General features: G+C 64.7%; 23 protein-coding genes and 2 pseudogenes. 14 read left to right on the top strand and 11 right to left on the bottom strand.

The features are described from left to right. The 3 genes from nudC to AC56LK_RS20925 form a co-directional block, all read right to left on the bottom strand. On the bottom strand, positions 1-822 hold the full coding sequence (gene nudC / locus AC56LK_RS20935; RefSeq protein ID WP_497186409.1) for an NAD(+) diphosphatase: 822 nt from the start codon (positions 820-822) through the stop codon (positions 1-3). Positions 823-1,034: 212 nt separating this feature from the next. Further along, positions 1,035-2,189 (bottom strand): MFS transporter, encoded by a 1,155-nt coding sequence (locus AC56LK_RS20930; protein ID WP_497186408.1) that lies wholly within the window; start codon positions 2,187-2,189, stop codon positions 1,035-1,037. 494 nt (positions 2,190-2,683) lie between these two features. Beyond that, positions 2,684-3,109 carry an organic hydroperoxide resistance protein gene (locus AC56LK_RS20925; RefSeq protein ID WP_497186407.1) on the bottom strand — a complete coding sequence of 142 codons (426 nt, stop codon included), beginning with the start codon at positions 3,107-3,109 and terminating at the stop codon, positions 2,684-2,686. 187 nt (positions 3,110-3,296) lie between these two features. Here AC56LK_RS20925 and AC56LK_RS20920 point away from each other — a divergent pair, with 187 nt between their 5' ends. Then, positions 3,297-4,283 carry a Gfo/Idh/MocA family protein gene (locus AC56LK_RS20920; RefSeq protein WP_497186406.1) on the top strand — a complete coding sequence of 329 codons (987 nt, stop codon included), beginning with the start codon at positions 3,297-3,299 and terminating at the stop codon, positions 4,281-4,283. 37 nt (positions 4,284-4,320) lie between these two features. On the opposite strand, the gene AC56LK_RS20915 is transcribed toward AC56LK_RS20920, so the two are convergent. Further along, positions 4,321-5,166: an AraC family transcriptional regulator gene (locus tag AC56LK_RS20915; RefSeq protein ID WP_497186405.1), complete on the bottom strand. Its 846-nt coding sequence runs from the start codon at positions 5,164-5,166 to the stop codon at positions 4,321-4,323. Here AC56LK_RS20915 and AC56LK_RS20910 point away from each other — a divergent pair. From AC56LK_RS20910 to mnhG, 10 genes and pseudogenes are all read left to right on the top strand, one after another. Next, positions 5,165-5,329 carry a hypothetical protein gene (locus AC56LK_RS20910; RefSeq protein ID WP_497186404.1) on the top strand — a complete coding sequence of 55 codons (165 nt, stop codon included), beginning with the start codon at positions 5,165-5,167 and terminating at the stop codon, positions 5,327-5,329. The two genes, AC56LK_RS20915 and AC56LK_RS20910, sit on opposite strands and share 2 nt — an antisense overlap. Positions 5,330-5,347: 18 nt before the next feature. Then, on the top strand, positions 5,348-6,223 hold the full coding sequence (locus AC56LK_RS20905; protein WP_497186403.1) for an NAD(P)-dependent oxidoreductase: 876 nt from the start codon (positions 5,348-5,350) through the stop codon (positions 6,221-6,223). Further along, positions 6,216-6,641 (top strand): GFA family protein, encoded by a 426-nt coding sequence (locus AC56LK_RS20900; RefSeq protein ID WP_497186402.1) that lies wholly within the window; start codon positions 6,216-6,218, stop codon positions 6,639-6,641. Before AC56LK_RS20905 ends, AC56LK_RS20900 begins: the two co-directional genes overlap by 8 nt. 267 nt (positions 6,642-6,908) lie before the next feature. Next, positions 6,909-7,274, top strand: coding sequence for a universal stress protein (locus tag AC56LK_RS20895; protein WP_497186401.1), 366 nt, complete (start codon positions 6,909-6,911; stop codon positions 7,272-7,274). Between the two features lie 39 nt (positions 7,275-7,313). Next, positions 7,314-10,235 (top strand): monovalent cation/H+ antiporter subunit A, encoded by a 2,922-nt coding sequence (locus AC56LK_RS20890; protein WP_497186400.1) that lies wholly within the window; start codon positions 7,314-7,316, stop codon positions 10,233-10,235. Then, entirely contained in the window at positions 10,235-10,579 is a 345-nt protein-coding gene (locus AC56LK_RS20885) for a Na+/H+ antiporter subunit C (protein ID WP_497186399.1), read from the top strand. The genes AC56LK_RS20890 and AC56LK_RS20885 overlap by 1 nt, the downstream gene beginning before the upstream one ends. Beyond that, a pseudogene (locus AC56LK_RS20880) lies at positions 10,576-12,189 on the top strand (monovalent cation/H+ antiporter subunit D). The gene AC56LK_RS20885 and the pseudogene AC56LK_RS20880 overlap by 4 nt, the downstream one beginning before the upstream one ends. Next, the gene (locus tag AC56LK_RS20875) at positions 12,186-12,704 is read left to right on the top strand and encodes a Na+/H+ antiporter subunit E (protein ID WP_497186398.1); all 519 of its coding nucleotides are present in this window, start codon (positions 12,186-12,188) and stop codon (positions 12,702-12,704) included. The pseudogene AC56LK_RS20880 and the gene AC56LK_RS20875 overlap by 4 nt, the downstream one beginning before the upstream one ends. Further along, positions 12,688-12,966 (top strand): K+/H+ antiporter subunit F, encoded by a 279-nt coding sequence (locus AC56LK_RS20870; protein WP_497186397.1) that lies wholly within the window; start codon positions 12,688-12,690, stop codon positions 12,964-12,966. The genes AC56LK_RS20875 and AC56LK_RS20870 overlap by 17 nt, the downstream gene beginning before the upstream one ends. Beyond that, positions 12,963-13,376, top strand: a complete 414-nt coding sequence (mnhG, locus tag AC56LK_RS20865) for a monovalent cation/H(+) antiporter subunit G (protein WP_497186396.1) — start codon at positions 12,963-12,965, stop codon at positions 13,374-13,376. Before AC56LK_RS20870 ends, mnhG begins: the two co-directional genes overlap by 4 nt. Before the next feature lie 3 nt (positions 13,377-13,379). Here mnhG and AC56LK_RS20860 read toward each other — a convergent pair whose 3' ends face one another. The 3 genes from AC56LK_RS20860 to AC56LK_RS20850 all read right to left on the bottom strand — a co-directional run bounded on the left by AC56LK_RS20860 (position 13,380) and on the right by AC56LK_RS20850 (position 16,143). Beyond that, positions 13,380-14,669 carry a type II toxin-antitoxin system HipA family toxin gene (locus AC56LK_RS20860; RefSeq protein WP_497186395.1) on the bottom strand — a complete coding sequence of 430 codons (1,290 nt, stop codon included), beginning with the start codon at positions 14,667-14,669 and terminating at the stop codon, positions 13,380-13,382. 2 nt (positions 14,670-14,671) lie between these two features. After that, positions 14,672-14,920 carry a type II toxin-antitoxin system Y4mF family antitoxin gene (locus tag AC56LK_RS20855; protein WP_436103844.1) on the bottom strand — a complete coding sequence of 83 codons (249 nt, stop codon included), beginning with the start codon at positions 14,918-14,920 and terminating at the stop codon, positions 14,672-14,674. Positions 14,921-15,672: 752 nt separating this feature from the next. Continuing rightward, a complete protein-coding gene (locus AC56LK_RS20850) occupies positions 15,673-16,143 on the bottom strand; it encodes a transposase (protein ID WP_497186394.1) in 471 nt (156 codons plus the stop codon). 431 nt (positions 16,144-16,574) lie between these two features. Here AC56LK_RS20850 and AC56LK_RS20845 point away from each other — a divergent pair. After that, positions 16,575-16,856, top strand: a pseudogene (locus AC56LK_RS20845) (SDR family oxidoreductase); the annotation flags it as partial. A 79-nt stretch (positions 16,857-16,935) separates the two neighbouring features. Here AC56LK_RS20845 and ssb read toward each other — a convergent pair. Both ssb and AC56LK_RS20835 read right to left on the bottom strand, forming a co-directional pair. Next, entirely contained in the window at positions 16,936-17,433 is a 498-nt protein-coding gene (ssb, locus tag AC56LK_RS20840) for a single-stranded DNA-binding protein (protein ID WP_497186393.1), read from the bottom strand. Between the two features lie 167 nt (positions 17,434-17,600). After that, the gene (locus AC56LK_RS20835; RefSeq protein ID WP_497186392.1) at positions 17,601-18,326 is read right to left on the bottom strand and encodes an LbetaH domain-containing protein; all 726 of its coding nucleotides are present in this window, start codon (positions 18,324-18,326) and stop codon (positions 17,601-17,603) included. Positions 18,327-18,644: 318 nt separating this feature from the next. Between AC56LK_RS20835 and uvrA the strand changes: the two genes are divergently transcribed. Beyond that, positions 18,645-21,494 (top strand): excinuclease ABC subunit UvrA, encoded by a 2,850-nt coding sequence (gene uvrA, locus AC56LK_RS20830; protein ID WP_497186391.1) that lies wholly within the window; start codon positions 18,645-18,647, stop codon positions 21,492-21,494. Between the two features lie 101 nt (positions 21,495-21,595). After that, positions 21,596-22,051, top strand: a complete 456-nt coding sequence (locus AC56LK_RS20825) for a DUF2214 family protein (RefSeq protein WP_497186390.1) — start codon at positions 21,596-21,598, stop codon at positions 22,049-22,051. Here AC56LK_RS20825 and AC56LK_RS20820 read toward each other — a convergent pair. Next, on the bottom strand, positions 22,048-22,767 hold the full coding sequence (locus AC56LK_RS20820) for a lipid-binding SYLF domain-containing protein (RefSeq protein WP_497186389.1): 720 nt from the start codon (positions 22,765-22,767) through the stop codon (positions 22,048-22,050). The two genes, AC56LK_RS20825 and AC56LK_RS20820, sit on opposite strands and share 4 nt — an antisense overlap. Positions 22,768-22,970: 203 nt before the next feature. Beyond that, a complete protein-coding gene (locus tag AC56LK_RS20815; RefSeq protein ID WP_497186388.1) occupies positions 22,971-23,792 on the bottom strand; it encodes a PEP-CTERM sorting domain-containing protein in 822 nt (273 codons plus the stop codon). Positions 23,793-23,821: the final 29 nt, after the last annotated feature.

Genomic DNA, 23,821 nt, shown 5'->3' with positions numbered 1-23,821 from the left:
CTAGCGTCCCGGCGGACGGTGCGCGTCGACCAGCACGCTCGACACCGATATGTGCGGCACCCGTTCGGGCCATTCGTCATCCGGCCCGAACCAGCGCGCTTCCGAAATTTCCGAGGCATCGACCCGGATCTCGCCGTCCAGGTAGTCGGCCGTGAACGCCAGCATCAGCGAATGCGGGAAGGGCCAGGACTGGCTGGCGAAGTAGCGCAGGTTCTGCACCCGCAGCCCCACTTCCTCATACACTTCGCGGTGGATCGCTTCCTCCACCGACTCGCCCGCCTCCAGGAAGCCGGCCAGCGGCACGAAGCGCTTGGTGGGCGACGCGACGTGCATCGCCAGCAGCACGCTGTCGCCCTTCTTGATCAGCACCATCATGGCCGGTGAGATGCGCGGGTAGGCCATGTGCCCGCACTGCACGCACTTGTAGCAGCGCTCGCCGGCGGCGAGCACGGTGCCGCTGCCGCAGGCGCCGCAGAAGCGGTGGGTACGCGCCCATTCGGCGACCTGGGCGGCGCGCGCCGCCAATCCCAGCAGCGCTTCATCCATGTCCGTAAACAGCGAACGCAGGCCGCGCAAGGCATAGCCCGGCGGCAGTGCGGGTTCGCTGTCGAACCAGCCGGTCTCGCAATAGCGTTCGCCATGCAGGCCAAGCGGCTGCAGGCGGGCGCGGTCCACCTCCAGCCGCTCCAGGGTCGCGGCGTCGGGCAGGGCGAGGTCGTGTTCGCGCACCAGCAGCCTGCCGCCGTGGAACAGGAAGCGCAGGGGTGCGGGATCGGGACGGGGTGCGAACAGCGGCGTGAAGGAGGCAGGTGTCTGGAGCATGGTCGGCCAGTAGGCAGGCAGGGCAATACCTCGATCATACCGTCTTTCCGGGTGCCGCTCTTCGACCCCCGTTTAGGCCCCGGCGCGGTGTGCAAACCCAGGCTGGCTTGGGCCAGCGCAAAAAAAACGCAGACGGCGCGGGGCGCGGTCTGCGTTGGAAGCCGGCTTGCGCCGTGCGAGGAGTGGGTGCCGGCCCCTGGCTGGCGAAACCGTTACTTCAGCAGTTTGGTACGGCTGGCAACGAAGGCGATGACCAGCGACAGGCCGCCGACGTAGGCGATCGCTGCCCGCATGCCGACGAAGTGGGCGACGGCGCCGATCACCGGCGGGCCCATCAGGCTGCCGCTGTAGGCCATGCTGGCGACGGCGGCCAGGGCCATCGGGCCTTGTGCGCCGGCCGCGCTGAACACGAAGGGGAACAGCAGCGACAGGCCGAGGCCGGCGATCGCGAAACCGCCCAGGGCGACGTAGGCGTTCGGGGCCATCACGGCGAAGAACAGCCCGGATGCCGACACCAGCGCGCCGATCTTGACCAGGCGCTGGGCGCCGAAGCGCACTTTCATCTTGTCGCCGACCATGCGCGACAGCAGCATCATGACCGAGAACGCCGACAGGGCCAGCGGCGCCAGGCCGTCCGAGGCACCGAAGTGCTCTTTCAGGAACACGCCGCTCCAGTCGGCGATGCTGCCTTCCGACATCGAACCGAGGAAGCCCAGCAGGCCCAGCAGCGCCAGCGGACCGCGCGGCAGCGAGAACGACTTCTTCTCGACTTTCTCGACACTGTCGTCGGCGTCCATCATGTTGAAGGCGCCCCACAGCGCCAGGGCCAGCGGACCGGCCAGCATCAGGAAGTGGGTGGCCGGGGCGATCTTCATGCTGGCCATCAGGCTGCCCAAGGTCGCGCCCGCCAGGCCGCCGGCGCAGCCGATACCGTGCAACATCGACAGTTCCGACTTGCCGGTCTGCTTCTCACGCTTGGTCGCGGCCGAGTTGATGGCGACGTCGAAGGTGCTGGCGGTGATGCCCAGCATCAGGACCGACAGCATCAGGCGCGGCACGGTCGGCGCCATGCCGATCGACACCAGCACGCACAGCAGGGCCATGCCCGAGATCAGCAGCGACTTGCGGGCGCCGAAGCGGCCCATCAGGAAGGACGAGATCGGGTAGGAGACGACGGCGCCCAGGCCGCCGCACAGCAAGACCATCGACAGCGCCGAGTGGGACACCTGGACACGCTCGGCCAGGGCCGGGATGCGGCCGGCCCACGAGCCCATGATCAGGCCGAACAGCGCGAACAGGACCGGCAGCGCGTACTGCTGGGTCTGCGCGAGAGAATACGAACGTGGTGCAGAAACAGTGGTGTGCATTGAAAGAACCGAATTGTTAAATTTTTTGGGTGATTAAAAACTGCCAAGGCGCCCTGAAATGCAAACGCCAACCGCAATTAGTTGGCGTCAGAAAGCTGATGGGAGGCAATTTTAACGACCGGAAAAAATCTGTGTTTGCCGTGCGGAAAAATATTTGCGCTTGTTGTTTTCCGTCGACGAAAACATGACAACTCTATTGGCGAAGCACTACGAAACCAAGGAGAAAGCCCGGCAGATTGCTGCAAAAGCGTGCAGTTAAACGGATTTACTGCTGAGTTTGTTCTTCACTCTTTCTGCCGAGGCCGCCTCGAAACGGCCCCTATTTGATAAAGGACGGATAAAAAAATAGCGGGAAATACGAACTCGGCATTATTCCGAAACCGTATTTCCCGCCATAACAATTCCCGCACCCACTGACATTATCGGGTGCACCGAATTGTGAAATATATGAAGTACGAATATGCGGCATACACATGCCGCATTACTTCAGATCATTAAATCAGTTCCAGGCTCACGTCGATGTTGCCGCGCGTCGCATTCGAATACGGGCAAACGAGATGCGCGCGCTCCACCAGCAAACGTGCTTCCTCTTCCGGCACGCCCGGCAGGCTGATCTGCAGCGTCACCTCGATACCGAAACCGCTCGGGATCGGACCGATGCCGACGCTGCCCTGCACCGACACGTCCGGCGAGATCTTCAGCTTGTCGCGCGCAGCCACGAACTTCATCGCGCCGAGGAAGCAGGCCGAGTAGCCGGCGGCGAACAGTTGCTCCGGATTGGTACCCCCGCCGCCCGCGCCGCCGAGTTCTTTCGGGGTCGACAGCTTGACGTCGAGTGCGTTGTCGGACGAGACGGCACGGCCGTCGCGGCCGCCGGTGGCCTTGGCGCTTGCACGGTAGAGGACTTTTTCGATTGCCATGATGATGTTCCTTTGCTGGTTGAGGGCACTTGCCCGGTTGCCTACTTAACGATTAGATAGTGCACTACACAATTGTATATAGCGCACTATTTAATTGCAAGCGATTTTATTACTGAAGCCCACGCCATTCCCAGCTCCGGCGTCCGGGAGTATGCTGCTCATGGCGATTCCTCAAGGGAGAACTCTGATGGGTGACACGGTACGATGGGGCATCCTGGGCACAGGCGGCATCGCGCGCGCCTTCGCACTCGGACTGAGGCACGCGCCCGGCGCGGTGCTGGCGGCGGTGGGCTCGCGCACGCTGGACAGCGCGCAGACCTTCGCGCGCGAACTCGGCGCCGAGCGGGCCTGCGGCTCCTATGAGGAACTGGCCGACGCGGAGGGCGTCGACATCATCTATATCGGCACGCCGCACCCGATGCACGCGCCAAACACCCTGCTGGCGCTGGGCGGCGGCAAGGCCGTGCTGTGCGAAAAACCCTTTGCCATGAACCGGCGCGAGGCCGGTGAGATGGTGGCGCTGGCGCGTGCCAAGAACCTGTTCCTGATGGAAGCCATGTGGACGCGCTTCCTGCCGGCCCTGGCGGAGGTGAAGCGCATCATGGCTTCCGGCGAGATCGGCACGGTCACGCAGGTGCATGCGGATTTCGGTTTCTCGGCCACCACCGATCCCGAGCACCGCATCAACAAGCGCGAACTGGGCGGCGGCGCGCTGCTCGATCTCGGCATCTACCCGCTGTCGATTGCCTGCGCCTTGCTGGGCAAGGCGGACAGCGTCCATGCGGAAGCCATCGTGGGCGACAGCGGCGTCGACACCAGCACCGCCTTCATCATGAAGCACCGCGGCGGCACGCTCTCGGTCTGCAGCTGCTCGATCCGCGCGCGCTCGGCTTCCGAGCTGATCGTCTCCGGCACGGGCGGCAGCATCCGCATGCACCGCCTGTTCCACCTGGCCGAGCGCATCACCGTCGAGCTGCAGGACGGCTCCTCGCGCACCGTCCCGACGCCCTACCTCGGCAACGGCTACACCCATGAGGCCATCGAAGCCGGCCGCTGCCTGCGCGAGGGCCTGATCGAGCATCCGCTGATGACGCACGAGGACACGCTGTCGGTCATGACGCTGCTCGACCGTATCCGTGGGCAGATCGGCCTGCGCTATCCGTCCGATCAGTAGGCTGCGCGGCAGGACAGCAGCGTATTGCGGGAAGGCCTCAGCCCTGGTCGCGTACCTGGCTCGGGCTCACGCCCAGGATACGCCGCATCCAGCGGGCCATGTGGCTCTGGTGCGCAAATCCGGTGTCGAAGGCGATCTGGCTGGCGGGCAGGGCGCCGTTCCGCAACAGCTGCCTGGCGCGATCGACCCGGCGCCGGATGACGTATTCGTGTACGGGCATTCCGGCGGACTTCCTGAACTGCACACCAAAATGAGAGGTGCTCAGGTCCGCCAGGGCGGCAAGGCTGGCCAAGGAAAGCTCCTGGTCCAGGTTTTCCTCGATGTAGGCCGTCACCCGGCGCAAGACATGCTGCGGGAGGCCGCCATGCACACGGGACGGCGCCCGGTATTTTCCGAGCAGGTGCACGGCGAGCGCCATTGCCAGGAAGTCCGAATAAAGTCTGCCGTTCGGACAAGCTGCTTCACGCTCCGCGTTGAGTGCCCACGCGACGTGCTCGATTCGGGGGTCGCGCAAGCCAAAGCGCGGCTCCAGCCCCGTCAGCGCCGCGCCGATGCCAACCTGGTCGGCCGCCTGGCGCAATATCGCATGGGGGACGCTTACCGCCAGTGTCACGCTCGGCGAGAACTCCTCCCACTGCTCCGCCCGGCCCGCGGGCAGAATATCGATGTCGCCCGCAGTGTAGTGGAAGCTGTCCACGGCGCAGGCACCGGTGACGGGCGCCGCCTGGACGCGCACGAGATGTTCCGCGCCTGCCGCCAGGTCGACGATGCCGGCATTTCTTCGCTCCACCGCCACGCGCACGCGCGTGCCGGCAGGTTCTCGTCCGTGAAGTTCTCGTCCGTGCTGGCGGAATACGTCAGGGAAGGGAAGTTGGGTTGTCATGGCCGCCGCTCTCTCGATGCACCAAGCCCGATTCTATCACCCGCTCGAGCCGGATAAATCTCGTGCATTCCTGCTCGGCGCCGTGCAAATGGACGCGACGGCCGCGCACGCATCCTTGAAGATCATGACCGGCGAATTCGCCGAACAGCGATATGAGGCTTGATCTGAAAGGAATGTAGAAATGAGTGATGTATCTGTCATTGGATTGGGGGCAATGGGACTGGCCCTGGCCAGGCGACTGGCTGACGCGGGTTTCGCGCTCACGGCATGGAACCGCACGGCGCCAAACGCGCGGCTGCCGCAGCTTGCCGGCATGCGCCTCGTCTCCGACGTGGTGTCAGCGGTGCAGGCCAGCCCCGTCGTCATCGTCTGTGTGACCAACTACGGGGCTGCCAACGCGGTGCTCGCCGACCCTCGTATCGGCTCGGCGCTCGAAGGAAAACTGCTGATCCAGCTCAGTAGCGGGACGCCACAGGATGCGCGCGATGCCGACGACTGGGCAAGGGCGCGCGGGGTGGAGTATGTCGACGGGGCCATCATGGCGACGCCTTCGCAAATCGGCACTGAGCAAGCGGCGATCCTCGTGTCGGGCCAGGAAGAGGCCTGGCTGAAGGCGCGGCCGGTCCTGAGCCCGCTGGCGTCCAATGTGGCCTATCTCGGCCAGCCGGCCGGCCTCGCTGCGACGGCGGATATCGCGATCCTGTCGTACCTGTTCTGCGCGCTGCTCGGCTTCTACCACGGCGCGAACGTGTATCGTGCGGAGGGGCTTCCGGTCGCATCGTTCGGAGCGATGCTCGGGCAGCTTGCACCGACACTGACGCACATGGTCAATCATGAGGCCAACACCATTGCGAACGAGACCTACCATGACGCGCAGAGCAGCGTTCGTATCGTGGCCGAGACCGCGGACACAATGGCACGCCATGCGCAGGAAGCAGGCATCGACGGGGAGATCCCGGCATTCCTGGCGAATATCTTCGGCAAGGCGGTCAGGGCCGGGTTCGGTGAGCAGCAAGTGGCCGCGCTCTTCAAGCTGCTGAAGGGCGACCATGTCTGACACCTTGCATGCCGAAGATCGCAGCCGGCAATGCGCATGTGCTTGCGGACAGCTTCATGCGCGCGTCACCGGTGAGCCCCTAGGGGTCTACCTGTGCTGTTGTGAAGACTGCCAGAAGCTTTCCGGCACGGTGTTCGCGTACAGGGCGCGCTTCAAGGCATCCGAGGTCACGGTGACGGGCCGCCAATCCGTCTGGACGCGGATGAGAGCCTCGGGCCGCAGGCTCTCGTTCGCGTTCTGCCCGGACTGCGGGACCACCCTGCTCACCTGGTCGGACGCGAACCAGGAATTCGTCGCGCTGTCGGCGGGAGGATTTGCGGACCCGCGTTTTCCAGCGCCGGAACGTGCCTATTGGACGACGAGGATGCATCACTGGCTGGCCCTGCCCGCCGCCACTCGCGCCTGCGAAACGCAGTGAGACGGCAGTGCGCATCTCCGCGAATGGGCTTGCGCTATCCGTTCGACGCCTGGGCGCTGCGATGATTTCCACACCGGGCGAATGATCTCAATTCGATGATGGGATCGACCAAGGTTCTGCACCTGCGTCGGGCCGGCCAGCAGCAGGGCCAGGCGCGAGATTGTTTCCCATGGGACAACTCGATTTGCCCGTAGTAACGCGTCGCCCGATCCATGCAAAAACGGTACAGTAGGCGCATTTGCCACCTGCTCAAGCATGGAGCTTCGCGTGAACGACAGCCCCCCTGCCCTTCCGCCACGGCGCCTGCTGCTGGCAAGCGACCTGAGCGCGCGCTGCGACCGCCCGTTGCAGCTGTTCCTCGGCTCCACCGCCGCGCGCCTTGCACGGGAACTGGCGCAGCCGCTGCTGGTCGTGCGCCAGCGTACGCGCGGCGGCTATGAACGCATCGTGGTGGCGATGGTGGTGGAAGCCGTGGCACGCTACGTCCTCGAGAACATGGTCCAGCTGGTGGTGCTCGGCGTGCACCGCCATTCGGGCGTGGCGCGCGTCTTCATGGGCAAGCGCAGCGACGATCTGCTCCAGCATCTCGGCTGCGACACCCTGCTGGTGCGGGAGGGCAGCGACGATGGCTGACGCTCCGGCGCGCCGGCGCCCAGCCAGGAGCCGGGCGCGATGCTGCTGATACTGCTCCTGCTCCCTTTCGGCGCCGCTTTTGTTGCAGCCTGCATGCCCGGCGACTCGCGCGACCGTCCCGCCGCGGTCGCCGGCCTCGCCACCCTGGCAGCCCTGGCGCTGGCCGTCTCCCGTTTCGACCTCATCGCAGGCGGCGCCGTGCCGCAGGAACGCTACGCCTGGCTGCCGGCTTTCGGGCTCGACATCGTGCTGCGCATGGACGGCCTGGCCTGGGTCTTCACCGTCATGGTGCTCGGCATCGGGGTGCTGGTGCTGCTCTACGCCCGCTACTACATGTCGCGGCGCGATCCGGTCGCCCGCTTCTATGCCTACATGATGGCCTTCATGGGCGCGATGCTCGGCGTGGTCCTGTCGGGGAACCTGATCCAGCTGGTCGTGTTCTGGGAGCTGACCAGCGTCACCTCCTTCCTCCTGATCGGCTACTGGCAGGAGCGCAACGACGCGCGGCGCGGCGCCCGCATGGCCTTCACGGTCACCACCATCGGCGGCCTGTGCCTGCTGGCCGGGGTGCTGCTGCTCGGCCACATCGCGGGCAGCTACGCATTGCAAGACGTGCTGGCGGCCGGCAACCGGATCCGCGCCCACGACTGGTATGTGCCGGCCCTGGTGCTGGTGCTGCTGGGGGCCCTGACCAAGAGCGCGCAGTTCCCCTTCCACTTCTGGCTGCCGCATGCGATGGCGGCGCCGACGCCGGTGTCCGCCTTCCTGCACTCGGCCACGATGGTCAAGGCCGGCGTGTTCCTCCTGATCCGCCTGTGGCCGGCGCTGGCCGGCACCGAGGAATGGACCTGGATCCTCGGCGCGGCCGGCGTCTGCACCCTGCTGCTGGGGTCCTTCTTTGCGATCTTCCAGTACGACATGAAGGGCCTGCTGGCCTATTCCACCATCAGCCACCTCGGCCTGATCACCGTCCTGCTGAGCATCGGGACGCCGCTGTCGGTGGTGGCGGCGATCTTCCACACCATGAACCACGCCGTGTTCAAGGCCTCGCTGTTCATGGCGGTCGGCATCGTCGACCACGAGAGCGGCACCCGCGACATGCGCCAGCTGCGCGGCCTGAAGCGCGCCATGCCGCACACCGCGGCGCTGGCCATCGTGGCCACGGCGGCCATGGCGGGGGTGCCGCTGATGAACGGCTTCCTGTCGAAGGAGATGTTCTTCGCCGAGACCATGGTCGTGGGCGGCAGCGAGAACTGGTGGATGTCGGTGGCGGCCGGCATGATGGGGCTGTTCAGCGTGATCTACTCGCTGCGCTTCATCAGCGTCTTCTTCGGGCCGCTGGCGCACGACCTGCCGGACGAACCGCACGAGCCGCCGCGCTGGATGCGGGTGCCGATCGAGTGCCTGGTCCTGTTGTGCATCGCGGTGGGCGTGATGCCCGAGCGCGTGGTGGGCGACGTGCTGGCGGTGGCCGCGCACTCGGTCCTCGGCCCCACCATGCCCGAATACAGCCTGGCGATCTGGCACGGCGTCAACCTGCCGCTCCTGATGAGCATGATCGCGCTGGCGGGCGGCCTGGTCGGCTACCTGGTGCTGCGCAACTGGTTCGAGCTGGCGCAGCGCGACCGGGTGCCGGTGCTGCACCGCCTGAAAGGCGCCCAGCTCTACGAGAACGTGCTGGTCGGCCTGTCGCAGGGCGCGGCCTGGCTGCTGCGCCTGGCCGGCACCCGGAGGCTGCAGCCGCAGCTGCTGGTGCTCATGGCGGCGACGGTGATCGTGCCGCTGCTGCTGGCCGGGCCGGTACGCGATCTCGCCATGCCGCCACCGGCCGGCGCCGATCCCCTGTTTGCCTTGCTGTGGCTGATCGGCGCCGGCTGCGCCGTGGCCGCGGCCTGGAAGGCCAAGTACCACCGGCTGGCGGCACTGGCCCTGGTCGGCGGCACCGGGCTGGCCACCAGCGCCACCTTCCTGTGGCTGTCTGCGCCCGACCTGGCGCTGACCCAGCTGATGGTCGAGACGGTGACCACGGTCCTGATCCTGCTCGGCCTGCGCTGGCTGCCGCCGCGCTTCCGCCCTGCCTACCTGGCGGCGCGCGTCCCGCCGAGCGCCTGGCTGCGCCGTGGGCGCGACGCACTGGTGGCGACTGCCGGCGGCCTGGGCCTGGCGGCGGCGAGCTACGCGGTCCTGACTTCCCCGCAGGCGGGCGGAACCAGCATCCGCGACTTCTTCGTGCGGCGCGCCCTGCCCGAAGGCGGCGGCGCCAACGTCGTCAACGTGCTGCTGGTGGACTTCCGCGGCTTCGACACCATGGGCGAGATCACCGTGCTGTCGGCGGTGGCGCTCACGGTCTACGCCCTGCTGCGCCGCTTCCGCCCGGCGCCGGAGAGCATCGCCATCCCGGTGCAGCAGGCCAACGACGTCGACCCGGCGGTCGGCCAGAAACCGGGCCAGCAGGCGCGCGACGGCTACCTGATGGTGCAGTCGGTCTACCTGCGCTTCCTGCTGCCGGTGATGGGCGTGGTCGCCGTGTACTTCTTCATGCGCGGCCACAACCTGCCGGGCGGCGGCTTCGTGGCGGGCCTGATCTTCGCCACCGCCCTCATCGTGCAGTACATGGTGGCCGGCACCGACTGGGTCGAATCGCACCTGCGCCTGCGCCCGCACCGCTGGATCGGCTGGGGCCTGGTCAGCGCCTGCGGCACCGGCATCGGTGCCTGGCTGTTCGGCTATCCCTTCCTGACCAGCCACACCGCCCACCTCACGCTGCCGCTGCTCGGCGAGCTGCACCTGCCCTCGGCCTTCGTGTTCGACCTCGGCGTGTTCCTGGTGGTGGTCGGCACCACCATGCTGATCCTGGTGGCGCTGGCCCACCAGTCGCTGCGCAGCCGCCGCACGCCGCTGGCCGGCAAGCCCAGTGCCGCGGCGCTGGCGGCGATCCCGCCCACCAAGGAGATCGGCTGATGGAGATCGTGCTGGCACTCGCGATCGGCATCGTGTTCGGCTCCGGTATCTGGCTGGTGCTGCGCCCGCGCAGCTTCCAGGTCCTGATCGGCCTGATGCTGATGTCGTATGCCGTCAACCTGTTCATCTTCGCCATGGGCCGCCTCAGCGTGGACCGGCCGCCGCTGACCCCGGCCGGCACGGTGCCCGACCCTGCCGCGCTGGCCGATCCGGTGCCGCAGGCGCTGGTGCTCACCGCCATCGTGATCGGCTTCGCCACCACGGCGCTCTACCTGGTGGTGATGATCGGCGCGCGCGGCCTGACCGGCACCGATCATGTGGATGGGGAGGAGCCCGAGACATGACGCTGGACTGGATGCACCACCTCGTGATCGTCCCGGTGCTGCTGCCGCTGCTGTGCGGCGCCCTGCTCGCGCCGCTGACGGAAGGCCGCCACCGCCTGAAATTCGCGGCCAGCTATGTCTCGGTGCTGGGCCTGCTGGCGAATGCGCTGGCGCTGGTGCTGCTCACCGATGGCGAATGGGCCGGCGGTATCCAGGCCTACTTCGCCGCCAACTGGGCCGCGCCTTTCGGCATCGCGCTGGTGGCCGACCGCCTGTCGGCCATGATGCTGGTGCTCACCGCGGTGCTGGCCCTGGCCGCCCTGCATTACGCGCAGCCGCGCTGGGGCCGGATCGGCGTGCATTTCCATTCGCTGTTCCAGTTCCTGCTCATGGGGATCAACGGCGCCTTCCTGACCCACGACCTGTTCAACCTGTTCGTGTTCTTCGAAGTGATGCTGGCCGCCTCCTATGGCCTGGTCCTGCACGGCTACAACGTGGCGCGCCTGCGCGCCAGCATGCAGTACATCGCGGTCAACCTGGCCGCCGCCCTGCTGTTCCTGATCGGCGTCGCGCTGATCTACGCCACCACGGGCACGCTCAACATGGCCGACCTGGCGCAGCGGGTCGGGACGCTGCCGCCGCATGCCACCGGCCTGCTCAAGGCGGGCGTGGCGGTGCTGGCGCTGGCCTTCCTGGTCAAGGGCGCCATGTGGCCGCTCGGCTTCTGGCTGCCGACCACCTATGCCGCGGCCTCGCCGCCGGTGGCCGCGATGCTGGTCCTGATGACCAAGGTCGGCGCCTACGTCATCCTGCGCATCTGGCTGCTGGTGTTCCCGGAAGGGAGCTCCGACACGGCGCGCTTCGGCTACGACGCCCTGCTGTGGGGCGGAATGGCGACCATCGTGTTCGGCGCGGCCGGCATGCTGGCCACCGACGCCGCCGGACGCATGGCCGGCTATGCGGCGATCGTCTCGTCCGGCACGCTGCTGGCCGTGACCGGCTACGGCCAGCAGGCGCTCGTGACCGCCGGGCTGTACTACTTCGTCGCCTCCACGGTGGCGATTGCCGCCTTCGTGCTCCTGATCGAACTGGTCGACCGCATCCGCACGCCGGGCGCCGCGATGCTGGCGCTGACGATGGAAGTGTATGCCGTCGAGGACACGCCGGCCGAACCGAAGGGCCGGGGCGTACCGGCCGCGATGGCCTTCCTGTCGCTGGCCTTCGCCGCCTGCGCCCTGATGATCGCCGGCCTGCCGCCGCTGTCGGGCTTCGTCGCCAAGTTCGGCATGTTCCACGCCCTGATCAACCCCGGGCCGGGGCTGCCGCCGATCGGCGCCGGCGGCTGGACCCTGATGGCGCTGGTGATCCTCTCCGGCCTGGTCGCCATCGTCTCGCTGATGCGCTTCGGCGTGCGCACCTTCTGAGCCGCCGAGACCCTCGGCCCGCCGCGCCTGCACGCCGCGGAAGCGCTGCCGGTGGCGGGGCTGCTGCTGGCATCGGCGCTGCTGACCATACAGGCGCAGCCGGTCTACGACTACCTGGCGCGCGCCAGCAGCGTTCTGCACCGTCCCGCCCTGTATATCGACCGGGTGCTGGGCACGCCACCGGTACCGGGACCGGAGGCGCGATGACGCCCTGGCTGCCCTTTCCCATCGTGTCGCTGTCCCTGTGCGCGCTGTGGCTGCTGCTCAACCAGACGCTCGACCCGGCCAACCTGCTGTTCGGCGCGGCGCTGGGCATCGCAGTGCCGCTGCTGACGCGCCGGCTGCAGCCCTTCGGCTATCCGCGCCTGCGCGCACCGCTGACCATCCTGCGCCTGGCCGCCATGGCCTCGGTCGAGATCATCCGCTCGAGCTTCAACGTGTGCCGCATCATCCTGTTCCGCGACCATGCAACCGTGAATGCGCAGTTCATCCGCGTGCCGCTGACGCTGCGCGACCCCTACGGACTGGCGATGCTGTCCTGCCTGATCAACATGACGCCGGGGACGGTGTGGGTGGAGATCCTGCCGGAGCAGCACGAGCTGTCGCTGCACGTGTTCGACCTGCACGACCGCCAGTGGTGGGTCGATACCATCAAGGGCCGTTACGAGCGGCCCCTCATCGAGATCTTCGAATCGGAGGACGACCATGCAAACCGTACTTGAACTGGCGATCGGCTACGCGATGGTGTGCGTGCTGGTGGCGATGGGCTTCTGCGCACTGCGCCTGCTGATCGGGCCCTCGGGGCACGACCGGGTGCTGGCGCTGGACACGCTGTGGATGTGCGGCATTTTGCTGGCCCTGGTGCTGGGCATCCGCTTCGGCACCCAGGTGTATTTCGAGGTGGCGATCCTGATCGCGCTGGTGGGCTTCGTGTCGACGGTGGCGATGGCGAAGTTCCTGATGCGTGGGGAGATCATCGAATGATCAGCGGAATGAGCGGCATCGAGCACATCCCCGCCTGGGCGGCGCTGCCGGTGGCCCTGCTGCTGGTGCTGGGCGCCAGCATCGTCCTGATCGGCGCGCTCGGCCTGCTGCGCCTGCCCACCTTCTACCAGCGCATCCACGGCCCGGCCGTCACCGTCACGCTCGGTGCCGGCTGCCTGCTGCTGGCATCGATGCTCTACTTCACGGCGGCGCAGTCGCGGCCCGTGATCCACGAAGTCATCATCTCGGTGTTCATCCTGCTGACGGCGCCGGTGGTCTCGATGACGATCATGCGCGCCGCCGTGTACCGCGACCTGCGGGCGCGCAGGCTTGATGCCGGAGCGACGGCAGGGGATGTCTATGCGATCGCCGACAATCCGAAGCCGCGCCGGCCCGGTGAGCCCGACTGAGGGTCACGCGCCGACGATCCGCTGCCGCATCCTGCGCGTGATGGAGGCCACCTTGTCGACGATGCGCTCCGCCAGTACACGCTGGCTGGCGTCCAGCCAGGGCATGACATCGGCCGCAGCAGCCGGGACCGCGACGTCGACCGCAAGGGCCATCTCTCTTGCGAGTTTCAGGAGGTACTTCGGCCCGATCCCCAGGGTGGCAGCCAATGCAAGGAAGTGCTCCTGCCTCATCTTTCCTGGATCGGTTTCCCCGCCAATCGACAAGGCGAAGTGCGTTCCAAGGCCGGTGTAGGCCCGCGTGCACATCAGGTCGTAGAAGGGCGCAAGCCGCATGCCGCGTCCTGCCGCGATCATGGACAGGTTCTTGGCGTGCGAATCGTTATTTCCCGTATAGAGATTGAAGAACAGCCAGCGTAGCAGGTGACGTTGGTCAACACCGGGCTGGGTGGACTGCTTCAGGAGCGCGAAACATTCCGGAAAGCCGGGACCGCCGTCGTGTTCGTATTTGACGTCGGACGGCTTGCCCAGTAATTGGCAAAAATCCGCCTGCCAAAGCCGCCGCAGCACATGGTCTTCCCCGGGCTGCCGGTCGTAGCGCTCCACCAGGCATGCCCGGGTCTCGGGCTGGTAGCGCACTGCCGCCGTCGGCAGGCCGCACCGTCGTGCGGCGAGCATCATGATGGTTTCGTTCGCAGCCGATGCGAAGACCTTGATGTCGGAGCGGACGATATCGGGCTTGAGGATATGGGTCGACGGCGAACTCCCCATTGGCCGGCATGGCGTTCCGTCGTCGTCGATATACAGCAGGATCTTGTGCTGCGCGCCCGAGATCGACATACGGGGTTCCGGCATGCCTTTCGCAGCCTTGTCGATGGCCTTGCGTTCGGCCGTTCCCGCCCCCCGGTGGACCAGGGCATCCACCTGTTCCCAGTTCAAGCGCTGGTAGATCGGCCGCTGCGGCTCCTCTCCTTCCGGCAGCAGGACGACCGAACCGGCGCTTTCTCCCCCGATGCAGGACAACAGGCCGAATACGGTCGAGACCTGCTCCCTCATCATGACGAGCCTGCGCTGGTCTCCTTCCGGAAGCAGGTTTTCGAAGAATGCGTTGACGAATTCGGAATCGAGCGCTTCGGCGCCCAGGGGTAATGCAGGATGCAGGGCTTGCGCATCGGGCTTGTCCAGCCAGCTTGAGCTGTAGCGGAAGCTCAGTGGTTCTGTCGGATACAGGCTGCCGATCAGGCCATCCGGCCCGAATACCGACAAGGACGGTGGTAATGGCTGGTGCTTTGCCATGATCAGGCTTTCCGGATGACCAGTTCCAGCCCAAGCAAACCGAGCACGTCGATCACCTTTTGCATCTGGACAGTTTCCTTGCCATGTTCAAGGTCGATGATGAAGCGGTTGCCGAACCCGGCCAGTCCCGATACATCCTGCTGGGTCATGCCTTGGCCCTTCCGCACTTCACGGACGGCGATCCCGAGTTCGTGTACGGAAGTGATGGCCTTTTCGTTCCAAGCGCTTGGAGAAACAGCTGTCTTTTCCATGGTGGCTTCTGATATGCGCGATCGGTAAGATTATAGTCCTATAAAGCTCAATCAGAACAAAAACTGTTAGATCGGTAATTTTTTGCCCGATGCACGCTGATCGGACAATGAAACATACCGATCGGTAAGCTATGTGCGCGGGACGCGCGGGACGCGGGACGGGGTCCGCGGGACGGGGTCGGTCCGCGGGACGGGGTCAGGTCTGACATTCGGACACCGGGACGGGGTCAGGTCTAACATTCGGACACGGCCTCGACCTTACTCACACCGCTTCACCTTCTCGAAAGCAGCCACCGCCCGGCTGACGGTCTTGGTCGACACACCGAATGCGGATGAGATCCGCGTCATAGTGAACGCGGTCGATAAGTAAGCGCGTGCCATGGCTTCGCGCGGGACGGGGTCAGGTCCGCGGGGCGGGGTCAGGTCTGACATTCGGACACGGCCTCCGGGGCGGGGTCAGGTCTGACATTCGGACACGGCCTCGACCTTACTCACGCGCGGGACGGGGTCAGGTCTGACATTCGGACACGGCCTCGACCTTACTCACACCGCTTCACCTTCTCGAAAGCAGCCACCGCCCGGCTGACGGTCTTGGTCGACACACCGAATGCGGATGAGATCCGCGTCATAGTGAACGCGGTCGATAAGTAAGCGCGTGCCATGGCTTCGTCTCTGTCGGAAAATAGAATTTGATAGTCCGTCAGGGAAAGCGCAACGGCACGTCGCTCGGCCCTCACCGTTTCTAAAATTTTTTAAGAGCGTTCCAACTGCTGAAGTTGTGATACAAAAGCGTCATCGCCGAGAAGTATCTGGTGGCGGGTAGCCGTAAGCGGACTGGCCCGATCGATCCCATCAATGATAAAAGCTCGATAAGCTGAGACAACTGCACGATAAGAAGTGCCGAAACGGCTCAACAACCAATCGCGCTCGAGCCAGGCAAGCGGGCAATTTTCACGTAGGAAATAATAATGACTGCTCCACATCCATTCATCCAGAGACAATACCATCTTTGCCCGTAAAGGATTCAAGACGATGTAACGGGATAGCTCCAGAAGATAGCTTTCTTTCTGCACCAAGATGGCTTTGTAACGTCCCTGGAAAAGGTGCCCGACGAGGCGGTGTCGCCGATTGAAATGCTGGGTATATAACCCATTGAGCTGACGCATCGCTTGCGGCAGATTCGCCTCCACCGTTTCAATCAGTAAATGATAGTGATTGGTCATTTGGCAAAGCTGTGGATGACGCAGTGGTGCCGTTCGCAAACAAGCGCAAGCACATCTAGCCAAGCACACCGATCATCATCGTCGCGATAGATATCGTTGCGTCGGTTGCCTCGTGATGTGACATGGTAGAGTGCGCCAGGAAATTCGAGTCGAAGCGGTCGAGTCATGGCGGTTACGGTACTGGACCATCGTGCCGTACGCGCTGAGCTTGCGCAGCCGTCTACGCGGGACTTGGCTTATGGTTGAGTTCGTGTCCGAATGTCAGACCTGACCCCGTTCTGGAGTTACGGTACTGGACCATCGTGCCGTACGCGCTGAGCTTGCGCAGCCGTCTACGCGGGACTTGGCTTATGGTTGAGTTCGTGTCCGAATGTCAGACCTGACCCCGTTCGAATGTCAGACCTGACCCCGTTCTGTGACCCCGTTCTGGAATGTACGCGATGAGCAAGTCGGCCCTGACCGGGCTGGCCAAGGGACTGGCGCGCGACCTGGGCCCACGCAACATCACGGTCAACAATGTCCAGCCCGGCCCGGTCGATACCGACATGAATCCCGCCGAAGGCGAGTTCGCCAGCTTCCTGCATGGCTTGATGGCCGTGCCGCGCCACGGGCATGCCGACGAGATCGCGGGCATGGTGGCCTACCTGGCGAGTCCGGAAGCGGCCTTCGTGACCGGGGCCGACCTGCTGATCGATGGCGGCTTCGCCGCCTGAGCCGGAGCGCCGCGCAATAAAAAAACGGATGGGCCTCGCGGCCCATCCGTTTTTCTGGCTGTACTGAAACGCCGCTCGATCAGAACGGAATGTCGTCGTCCATGTCCGAGAAGTTCGGCGCCGGTTTCGGCTGCGGACGGGCTGCCGGTGCCGGCGGGGCCTGGCGCGGGGCCGGGCGCTGTTGCGGCTCGTAGCCGCCGCCGTCATCCATGCCACCCATGCCGGCGTCGCCGCCCATGCCCTGGCGGCCGCCCAGCATCTGCATGTTCTCGGCGATGATGTCGGTCGCGTAGCGCTCGATGCCGTCCTTGTCGGTGTACTTGCGGGTCTGCAGGCGGCCTTCGACGTAGACCGACGAGCCCTTCTTGAGGTACTGGCCCACGATCTCGGCCAGGCGGCCGAAGAACGAGATGCGGTGCCACTCGGTCAGCTCTTTCTGTTCGCCGGTCTGGCGGTCTTTCGACTTGTACGAGGTGGCGACCGCGATGTTCGCGATTGCATCGCCGCTCGGCATGTAGCGGATTTCCGGATCGCGGCCCAGGTTGCCGACGATGATGACCTTGTTAACTGATGCCATGTTGATACTCCAGTGAGTTTTGTAGAGCCCTGACTCTGCACGTGACTAAGCGCCAGGGAACGTGTGCTGCAACTGACTATTATGGGGCCGATGAGCAGGAACCGAAAGGGCTTTTTCGCAGCACTGCAGCGTCATGACCCATGTCAAAAATACCGCTCCGGCGCCGCTCAGCTTTGCTTGCCGTGCTGCGCTTCGTAGGCCGCGCGGCTGGCCTTCAGGCCGGCAATGATGGGGAGAACCCGGTCGTCGTCAGCAGTCATGTCTTCCAGGAACATGGCGTTGTGGTCACGGATCCAGGCCAGGGGCATCTCCCACCACGCCAGATCGCGCAGGGCCGCGCGAACGGCTTCCGAAAAGCGGAACCGGATCAACCTGGCCGGCGAACCGGCATAGATGCCGTAGGGTTCGGAGCGGAAGTTCGGAGGGAGAACGGAGCGGGCGCCAATGACGCAACCGTTTTCAATGACCCCGCCGCCCAGCATCATGACTTCGTCGCCGATCCAGACATCGTTCTTGACGACGGAATCGCCATACTGCGGCGGTGGCGCGGTGTCCATGCCCATGTCCAGGATGGAGAACATATAGGTCGAGATCGTTCTCATCTCATGCTGGCCGTTGAGCAGGAAGCGAAGGCGCAAGCCGCCTGCCACGAAGCGGCCTATCACCAATCCCTGATGCCCGGCATCATATTTGGCCAGCGAGCCCACACCGAGGGCCGAGCAGCGGCCAATATGGAAACGGCCATGCATTGCTTCTTCGTCCAGCCAGTTGCGGAAGAAATGATGGGGGATGAGACTGGTCCCGCCGCTTGCGTAGCCAATCACCATGAATTGTTTGACAAACGGATGGTCTTCCTGGACCCCGGAAAAATCGTCTTCGGTAGTAATTTCCATCGTTTACTGCCCTTCTGCATTGCCAGCAAAGCGCATGTTTGCCAAGTAACAACACTCTACTATGAAGTCGCGCGCCGTGACCTGCTAAAAAACCTGGAATGTTGACGAGCGAACTATTGAACTGGCGTGAGAACGCATCAGATACCACTGTTGGGGTGTCCAGTACGATGTGTCTTGACGGCACAAAAGTGCTGGATGCATGTACAGCACTTCCAAAAACCAGCTACACTACGAGGTTCTCCCTGATTGGCCCGCTCACCGCGACCATGTATCGTGCGCCGGCCCTGCAAACTTACTGAAAGCCTGCAAAAAAAACTAATGGAAGAAATTCGAATCCGCGGCGCGCGCACGCACAACCTCAAGAACATCAACCTCGACCTTCCGCGTAACAAGCTGATCGTCATCACCGGCCTCTCGGGTTCGGGCAAGTCCTCGCTCGCCTTCGACACCCTGTACGCCGAGGGCCAGCGCCGCTACGTCGAGTCGCTGTCGGCCTACGCGCGCCAGTTCCTGCAGCTGATGGAAAAACCGGACGTCGACCTGATCGAAGGCCTGTCGCCGGCGATCTCGATCGAGCAGAAAGCCACCTCGCACAACCCGCGTTCGACCGTCGGCACCGTCACCGAGATCCACGACTACCTGCGCCTGCTGTACGCGCGCGTCGGCACTCCCTACTGCCCGGACCACCCGCAGGAGCCGCTCGCGGCCCAGACCGTGTCGCAGATGGTCGACAGCGTGCTGGCCATGCCGGAAGGCACCAAGCTGATGATCCTGGCGCCGGTCGTGGCCAACCGCAAGGGCGAACACGGCGACCTGTTCCAGGCCATGCAGGCCCAGGGCTTCGTACGCTTCCGCGTCGCCAGCGGCGTCAACGCGGCCAAGATTGTCGAGATCGACGAGCTGCCCAAGCTCAAGAAGACCGAAAAGCACACCATCGATGTCGTGATCGACCGCGTCAAGGTCAATCCCGAGATCAAGCAGCGCCTGGCCGAAAGCTTCGAGACCGCGCTGCGCCTCGCCGATGGCCGCGCCGTGGCCTACGAGATGGACACCGAGAAGGAAACGGTGTTCTCGAACAAGTTCGCCTGTAACGTCTGCGGCTATTCGCTGCAGGAGCTCGAGCCGCGCCTGTTCTCCTTCAACAACCCAATGGGCGCCTGCCAGGAGTGCGACGGCCTCGGCCACATCGAGTTCTTCGATCCGAAGCGCATCGTCGCCTTCCCGCACCTGTCGCTGGCCTCCGGCGCCGTGAAGGGCTGGGACCGCCGCAACCAGTTCTACTACCAGATGCTGCAGAGCCTGGCGGCCTACTATGACTTCGACCTCGACAAGCCCTTCGAGACCCTGCCGAAGACGGCGCAGGAAGCCGTGCTGTTCGGCTCGGGCAAGACCTCGATCCCGTTCAGCTACGTCAACGAGCGTGGCCGCACCGTGATCCGCGAGCATACTTTCGAAGGCGTGGTCAACAACCTGCAGCGGCGCTACCGCGAGACCGACTCGATGGCGGTCAAGGAAGAGCTGGCCAAGTTCATCAACGAGAAGAAGTGCCCGGCCTGCGAGGGCGCGCGCCTGCGCACCGAAGCACGCTACGTCAAAATTGGCCAGGGCGCGCAGCAGCGCGCCATCTATGAAGTGTCCGACAAGCCGCTGCGCGATACGCTGGACTTCTTCGAGACGCTGGAACTGACCGGCGCCAAGAAAGACATCGCCGAGCGCGTCATCAAGGAAATCACGGCGCGCCTGAAGTTCCTGAACAACGTCGGCCTCGATTACCTGTCGCTCGACCGCAGTGCCGACACCCTGTCCGGCGGCGAAGCCCAGCGCATCCGCCTGGCCTCGCAGATCGGCTCCGGTCTGACCGGCGTGATGTACGTGCTGGACGAGCCCTCGATCGGCCTGCACCAGCGCGACAACGATCGCCTGATCGCGACCCTGAAGCACCTGCGCGACATCGGCAACAGCGTGCTGGTGGTGGAACACGACGAGGACGCGATCCGTACCGCCGACTACATCGTCGACATGGGTCCGGGCGCGGGCGTGCACGGCGGCCAGATCATCGCCGAAGGCACGCTCGAGCAGATCATGAAGAACGAGCACTCGGTGACCGCGCAGTACCTGGACGGCCGCCGCAAGATCGCCGTGCCGAAGAAGCGCACCAAGGCCGACCCGGCGCGCCAGCTGGTGATCACCGGCGCCAGGGGCAATAACCTGAAGAACGTGTCGCTGACGCTGCCGGTGGGCCTGATGACCTGCATCGCCGGGGTCTCGGGCTCGGGCAAGTCGACCCTGATCAACGACACCCTGTACCCGGCCCTGTCGCGCCACCTGTATGGTTCGCAGACCGAGCCTGCGGAGCACGATTCGATCCACGGCCTGGAACACTTCGACAAGGTGATCTCGGTCGACCAGGCCCCGATCGGCCGCACCCCGCGGTCGAACCCGGCGACCTACACCGGCCTGTTCACGCCGATCCGCGACCTGTTCGCCACGGTGCCGACCGCGAAGGAACGCGGCTACTCGGCGGGCCGCTTCTCGTTCAACGTGAAGGGCGGCCGCTGCGAAGCCTGCCAGGGCGACGGCGTGATCAAGGTCGAGATGCACTTCCTGCCGGACGTGTACGTGCCCTGCGACGTCTGCCACGGCAAGCGCTACAACCGTGAAACGCTCGAGGTGCAGTACAAGGGCAAGAACATCACCGAAGTGCTGGAGATGACGGTCGAGGACGCGCACGAGTTCTTCAAGCCGGTGCCGGTCATCGCGCGCAAGCTGCAGACCCTGCTGGACGTGGGCCTCGGCTACATCAAGCTGGGCCAGAGCGCGACCACGCTGTCGGGCGGCGAGGCGCAGCGCGTCAAGCTGTCGCTGGAACTGTCCAAGCGCGATACGGGACGTACCCTGTACATCCTGGATGAGCCGACCACCGGCCTGCACTTCGCCGACATCGACCTGCTGCTGAAAGTCATCCACCGCCTGCGCGACCAGGGCAATACGCTGGCGATCATCGAGCACAACCTCGACGTGATCAAGACGGCCGACTGGATCGTCGATCTGGGCCCCGAAGGCGGCGCGGGCGGCGGCATGATCGTCGCCAGCGGTACGCCGGAAGACGTGGCGAAGAACAAGGCCAGCGTCACCGGCAAGTATCTGAAACCGCTGCTGAAGCAGTGATGCCGGAACGGTAACAAAGGGAAGAGGCTTCGGCCTCTTCTTTTTTTGCCGGTCGCAGCCGTGATACATTGGGCGCACTTCCACAGCCCAGTTTCCGCATCATGAGCGACCTCGTGCTTGCCAGCCTCCACCACCTGATCGTGTTCGGCCTCGCGGCCGTGCTGGCTGCCGAACTGGCCCTGATGCGGCCCGCCGCCATGTCGCCCGGCACGGTCAGGCTGCTGGGTCGCTTCGATGCCGCCTACGGCATGCTGTCGCTGGCCATCCTGGCCGTCGGCGCCGTCCGCGTCTGGCACGGCGCCAAGGGCGCCGACTTCTACCTGCAGAATCCCATGTTCTGGGCCAAGATCGCCGCCTTCGGCGCCGTGGGACTGCTCTCGGTCCGGCCGACCATGCGCATCGCGGCCTGGCAAAAAGCGCTCAAGGCCGACGCGGCCTTCGTGCCGCAGCAGGAGGACGTCGGCAAGCTGCGCCGCATCATGCTCGCCGAGATCCACGTATTCGCGCTGATTCCCATTCTTGCGGCCGCGATGGCGCGCGGGGTCGGCTTCAGCTAGCGGTCGCGGCTGCGCTTGTCGTTCCTGGCCTTGGTGCCCGAGCCCATGGTGCCGGCCGCGCTGCTGCCCATGCTGGCCGCGCCCTTGCCGCTGGTGATATTGGCCAGGGCCTGGCGCAAGGCATCGGCCTGCGGATTGCGGATCTTCCCGCTCAGGACATCGCGTGCCGCCACCTGGCGCCCGTAATAGGCCGCGGTTTCGTCTTCGTCGTAATCGACATCGGCCACGCTGACCGCCGCGCCGCCGAACAGGCCTTCGGTATCGGACCACACGGTGATGTTGCCCCAGCCGGCCGATCCCACGCCCTGCTTCGACCAGTTCACCAAGGTCAGGCCGGCGTCGGCATTCAGGGCGAATTTATTGTTCTGCATGAAGCTGTTCATCGCCGTCTGGTCGTTGAGGAAGAAAGCGATGGCGCCGGCCTCCACGCCGGCCTGCAAGCCGGCGCTGACGCCGCCGAAGTTATAGAAGGCCGGGTTGCCCCAGCTGTTGCCGACTTTCACGCCGCGCGCACGCTGCAGTTGCGCGCGCATGTCCGGTGTCGCCTGCATCTGGCCGACGACTTCGATGGCCTTGTTGATGTGCGTGGTCGCATCCCGCATCTCTTCCCTATTGCGCTCGGTGCCCGGGGTCGCCGCCTGCTGCGCCGGCCCCACCTGGGCGGCGGGGCTTCCTGCCAGCAGTACGGCAAGCAAAGCCGCAAGCAGCTGCCTCATGGCGCATTCAGGGTCTCTCCTTTTTTGCATGGCAGTGGAAACCCAGAAGCCTAGTCCGCACGCGGTCCAGGGAGCGCTACTTTGAATCGGGAAAAAAGCTTGTATGCAAGGTCTGAAGAAAGCGGTATCGAACAAATCAGGGCAGTACCATAAAGCTACTGCCCTGATGTTTTCAGCGCCTCATATGCACTGATCGGCACATCTCAAGCATGACCCGTGTGTTCCGCTACGGCGGTCGACTTCGATTGCTGCTTGCGGCGGCGCGATGCCAGGAAGCCAGCGACGCCCAACATCATGAGTCCCGCAGTGGCCGGCTCGGGCACGTCGGCTGGCGGAACATACTGGCCGAAACCGTCGATGTAGGCGTAGCCGACATGCCCGGTAGGCTGGCAATCTGCGACCATCAATGAGATCGTAAAGTCATGTCCTTGTAGCCCAATGTCGATCGCCAGCTGTTCAATCTGCCATTGGGGAGTGTAGAAAAGATCACCAACCGCCGTAAACCGGTTGTCCACACCACCACCACCCGCGCCGGCATTGTAGACACGGTTGATGAGCAGCGTACCGGTTGTATCGTCAGTGAGCGTGATCACCATGATTGCCGAGCTATCGTTGCTGTGGCCACCATTTTCAAGCACGGCTTTCCAGGCAAAGAAGATGTTCGCATCCGTGTAATTCTGCACTTTCTGGCTGAGCACGGACGCGTAGCCACCAGACGCTGTGTCTTCGCCGCGGTAGGAATAATTTCCTGAATAGACAGTCGAGCCCAGCGCGGAACCGACCAGCGGGTCGACAGTGCCGGCAGTGATGATCGACGACCGGTTCGACGCCGCGTATCTGGCTCCGCCCGGAAGGAAGTCCGCCGGCGAGAGTGCGGAATTACTGACGCCACTGCGATAGCCGCCCCCAGTCGTCCATCCGTTGGCGCTTCCATCCTCGAAGCCGCCATTTACCAAGGGCCCGGCGTAAGCAGCGTTTGCAGCTGCAAAAAAAACGGTGGCTAACAGTGCTTTATATATTTTCATTTTCTCTCTCTTTCGTTAGTTGATTTACA

The organism is Telluria sp. ZB4P36, assembly GCF_059685865.1.
The sequence above is the reverse complement of the archived record's forward strand: the minus strand, read 5'-3'. Positions and strand labels throughout refer to the sequence as shown.

What these genes read in the sequence shown, in the direction of transcription:
- mnhG (WP_497186396.1), top strand. Translation starts at nt 12,963, where the DNA reads ATGATCAGCGGAATGAGCGGCATCGAGCACATCCCCGCCTGGGCGGCG.
- AC56LK_RS20905 (WP_497186403.1), top strand. Translation starts at nt 5,348, where the DNA reads ATGAGTGATGTATCTGTCATTGGATTGGGGGCAATGGGACTGGCCCTG.
- AC56LK_RS20850 (WP_497186394.1), bottom strand. Translation starts at nt 16,143, where the DNA reads ATGACCAATCACTATCATTTACTGATTGAAACGGTGGAGGCGAATCTG.
- nudC (WP_497186409.1), bottom strand. Translation starts at nt 822, where the DNA reads ATGCTCCAGACACCTGCCTCCTTCACGCCGCTGTTCGCACCCCGTCCC.
- uvrA (WP_497186391.1), top strand. Translation starts at nt 18,645, where the DNA reads ATGGAAGAAATTCGAATCCGCGGCGCGCGCACGCACAACCTCAAGAAC.
- AC56LK_RS20910 (WP_497186404.1), top strand. Translation starts at nt 5,165, where the DNA reads ATGGCCGCCGCTCTCTCGATGCACCAAGCCCGATTCTATCACCCGCTC.
- AC56LK_RS20875 (WP_497186398.1), top strand. Translation starts at nt 12,186, where the DNA reads ATGACGCCCTGGCTGCCCTTTCCCATCGTGTCGCTGTCCCTGTGCGCG.
- AC56LK_RS20890 (WP_497186400.1), top strand. Translation starts at nt 7,314, where the DNA reads ATGCTGCTGATACTGCTCCTGCTCCCTTTCGGCGCCGCTTTTGTTGCA.
- AC56LK_RS20870 (WP_497186397.1), top strand. Translation starts at nt 12,688, where the DNA reads ATGCAAACCGTACTTGAACTGGCGATCGGCTACGCGATGGTGTGCGTG.
- AC56LK_RS20915 (WP_497186405.1), bottom strand. Translation starts at nt 5,166, where the DNA reads ATGACAACCCAACTTCCCTTCCCTGACGTATTCCGCCAGCACGGACGA.
- AC56LK_RS20835 (WP_497186392.1), bottom strand. Translation starts at nt 18,326, where the DNA reads ATGGAAATTACTACCGAAGACGATTTTTCCGGGGTCCAGGAAGACCAT.
- AC56LK_RS20900 (WP_497186402.1), top strand. Translation starts at nt 6,216, where the DNA reads ATGTCTGACACCTTGCATGCCGAAGATCGCAGCCGGCAATGCGCATGT.
- AC56LK_RS20855 (WP_436103844.1), bottom strand. Translation starts at nt 14,920, where the DNA reads ATGGAAAAGACAGCTGTTTCTCCAAGCGCTTGGAACGAAAAGGCCATC.
- AC56LK_RS20820 (WP_497186389.1), bottom strand. Translation starts at nt 22,767, where the DNA reads ATGAGGCAGCTGCTTGCGGCTTTGCTTGCCGTACTGCTGGCAGGAAGC.
- AC56LK_RS20930 (WP_497186408.1), bottom strand. Translation starts at nt 2,189, where the DNA reads ATGCACACCACTGTTTCTGCACCACGTTCGTATTCTCTCGCGCAGACC.
- AC56LK_RS20885 (WP_497186399.1), top strand. Translation starts at nt 10,235, where the DNA reads ATGGAGATCGTGCTGGCACTCGCGATCGGCATCGTGTTCGGCTCCGGT.
- AC56LK_RS20825 (WP_497186390.1), top strand. Translation starts at nt 21,596, where the DNA reads ATGAGCGACCTCGTGCTTGCCAGCCTCCACCACCTGATCGTGTTCGGC.
- AC56LK_RS20860 (WP_497186395.1), bottom strand. Translation starts at nt 14,669, where the DNA reads ATGGCAAAGCACCAGCCATTACCACCGTCCTTGTCGGTATTCGGGCCG.
- AC56LK_RS20815 (WP_497186388.1), bottom strand. Translation starts at nt 23,792, where the DNA reads ATGAAAATATATAAAGCACTGTTAGCCACCGTTTTTTTTGCAGCTGCA.
- ssb (WP_497186393.1), bottom strand. Translation starts at nt 17,433, where the DNA reads ATGGCATCAGTTAACAAGGTCATCATCGTCGGCAACCTGGGCCGCGAT.
- AC56LK_RS20920 (WP_497186406.1), top strand. Translation starts at nt 3,297, where the DNA reads ATGGGTGACACGGTACGATGGGGCATCCTGGGCACAGGCGGCATCGCG.
- AC56LK_RS20925 (WP_497186407.1), bottom strand. Translation starts at nt 3,109, where the DNA reads ATGGCAATCGAAAAAGTCCTCTACCGTGCAAGCGCCAAGGCCACCGGC.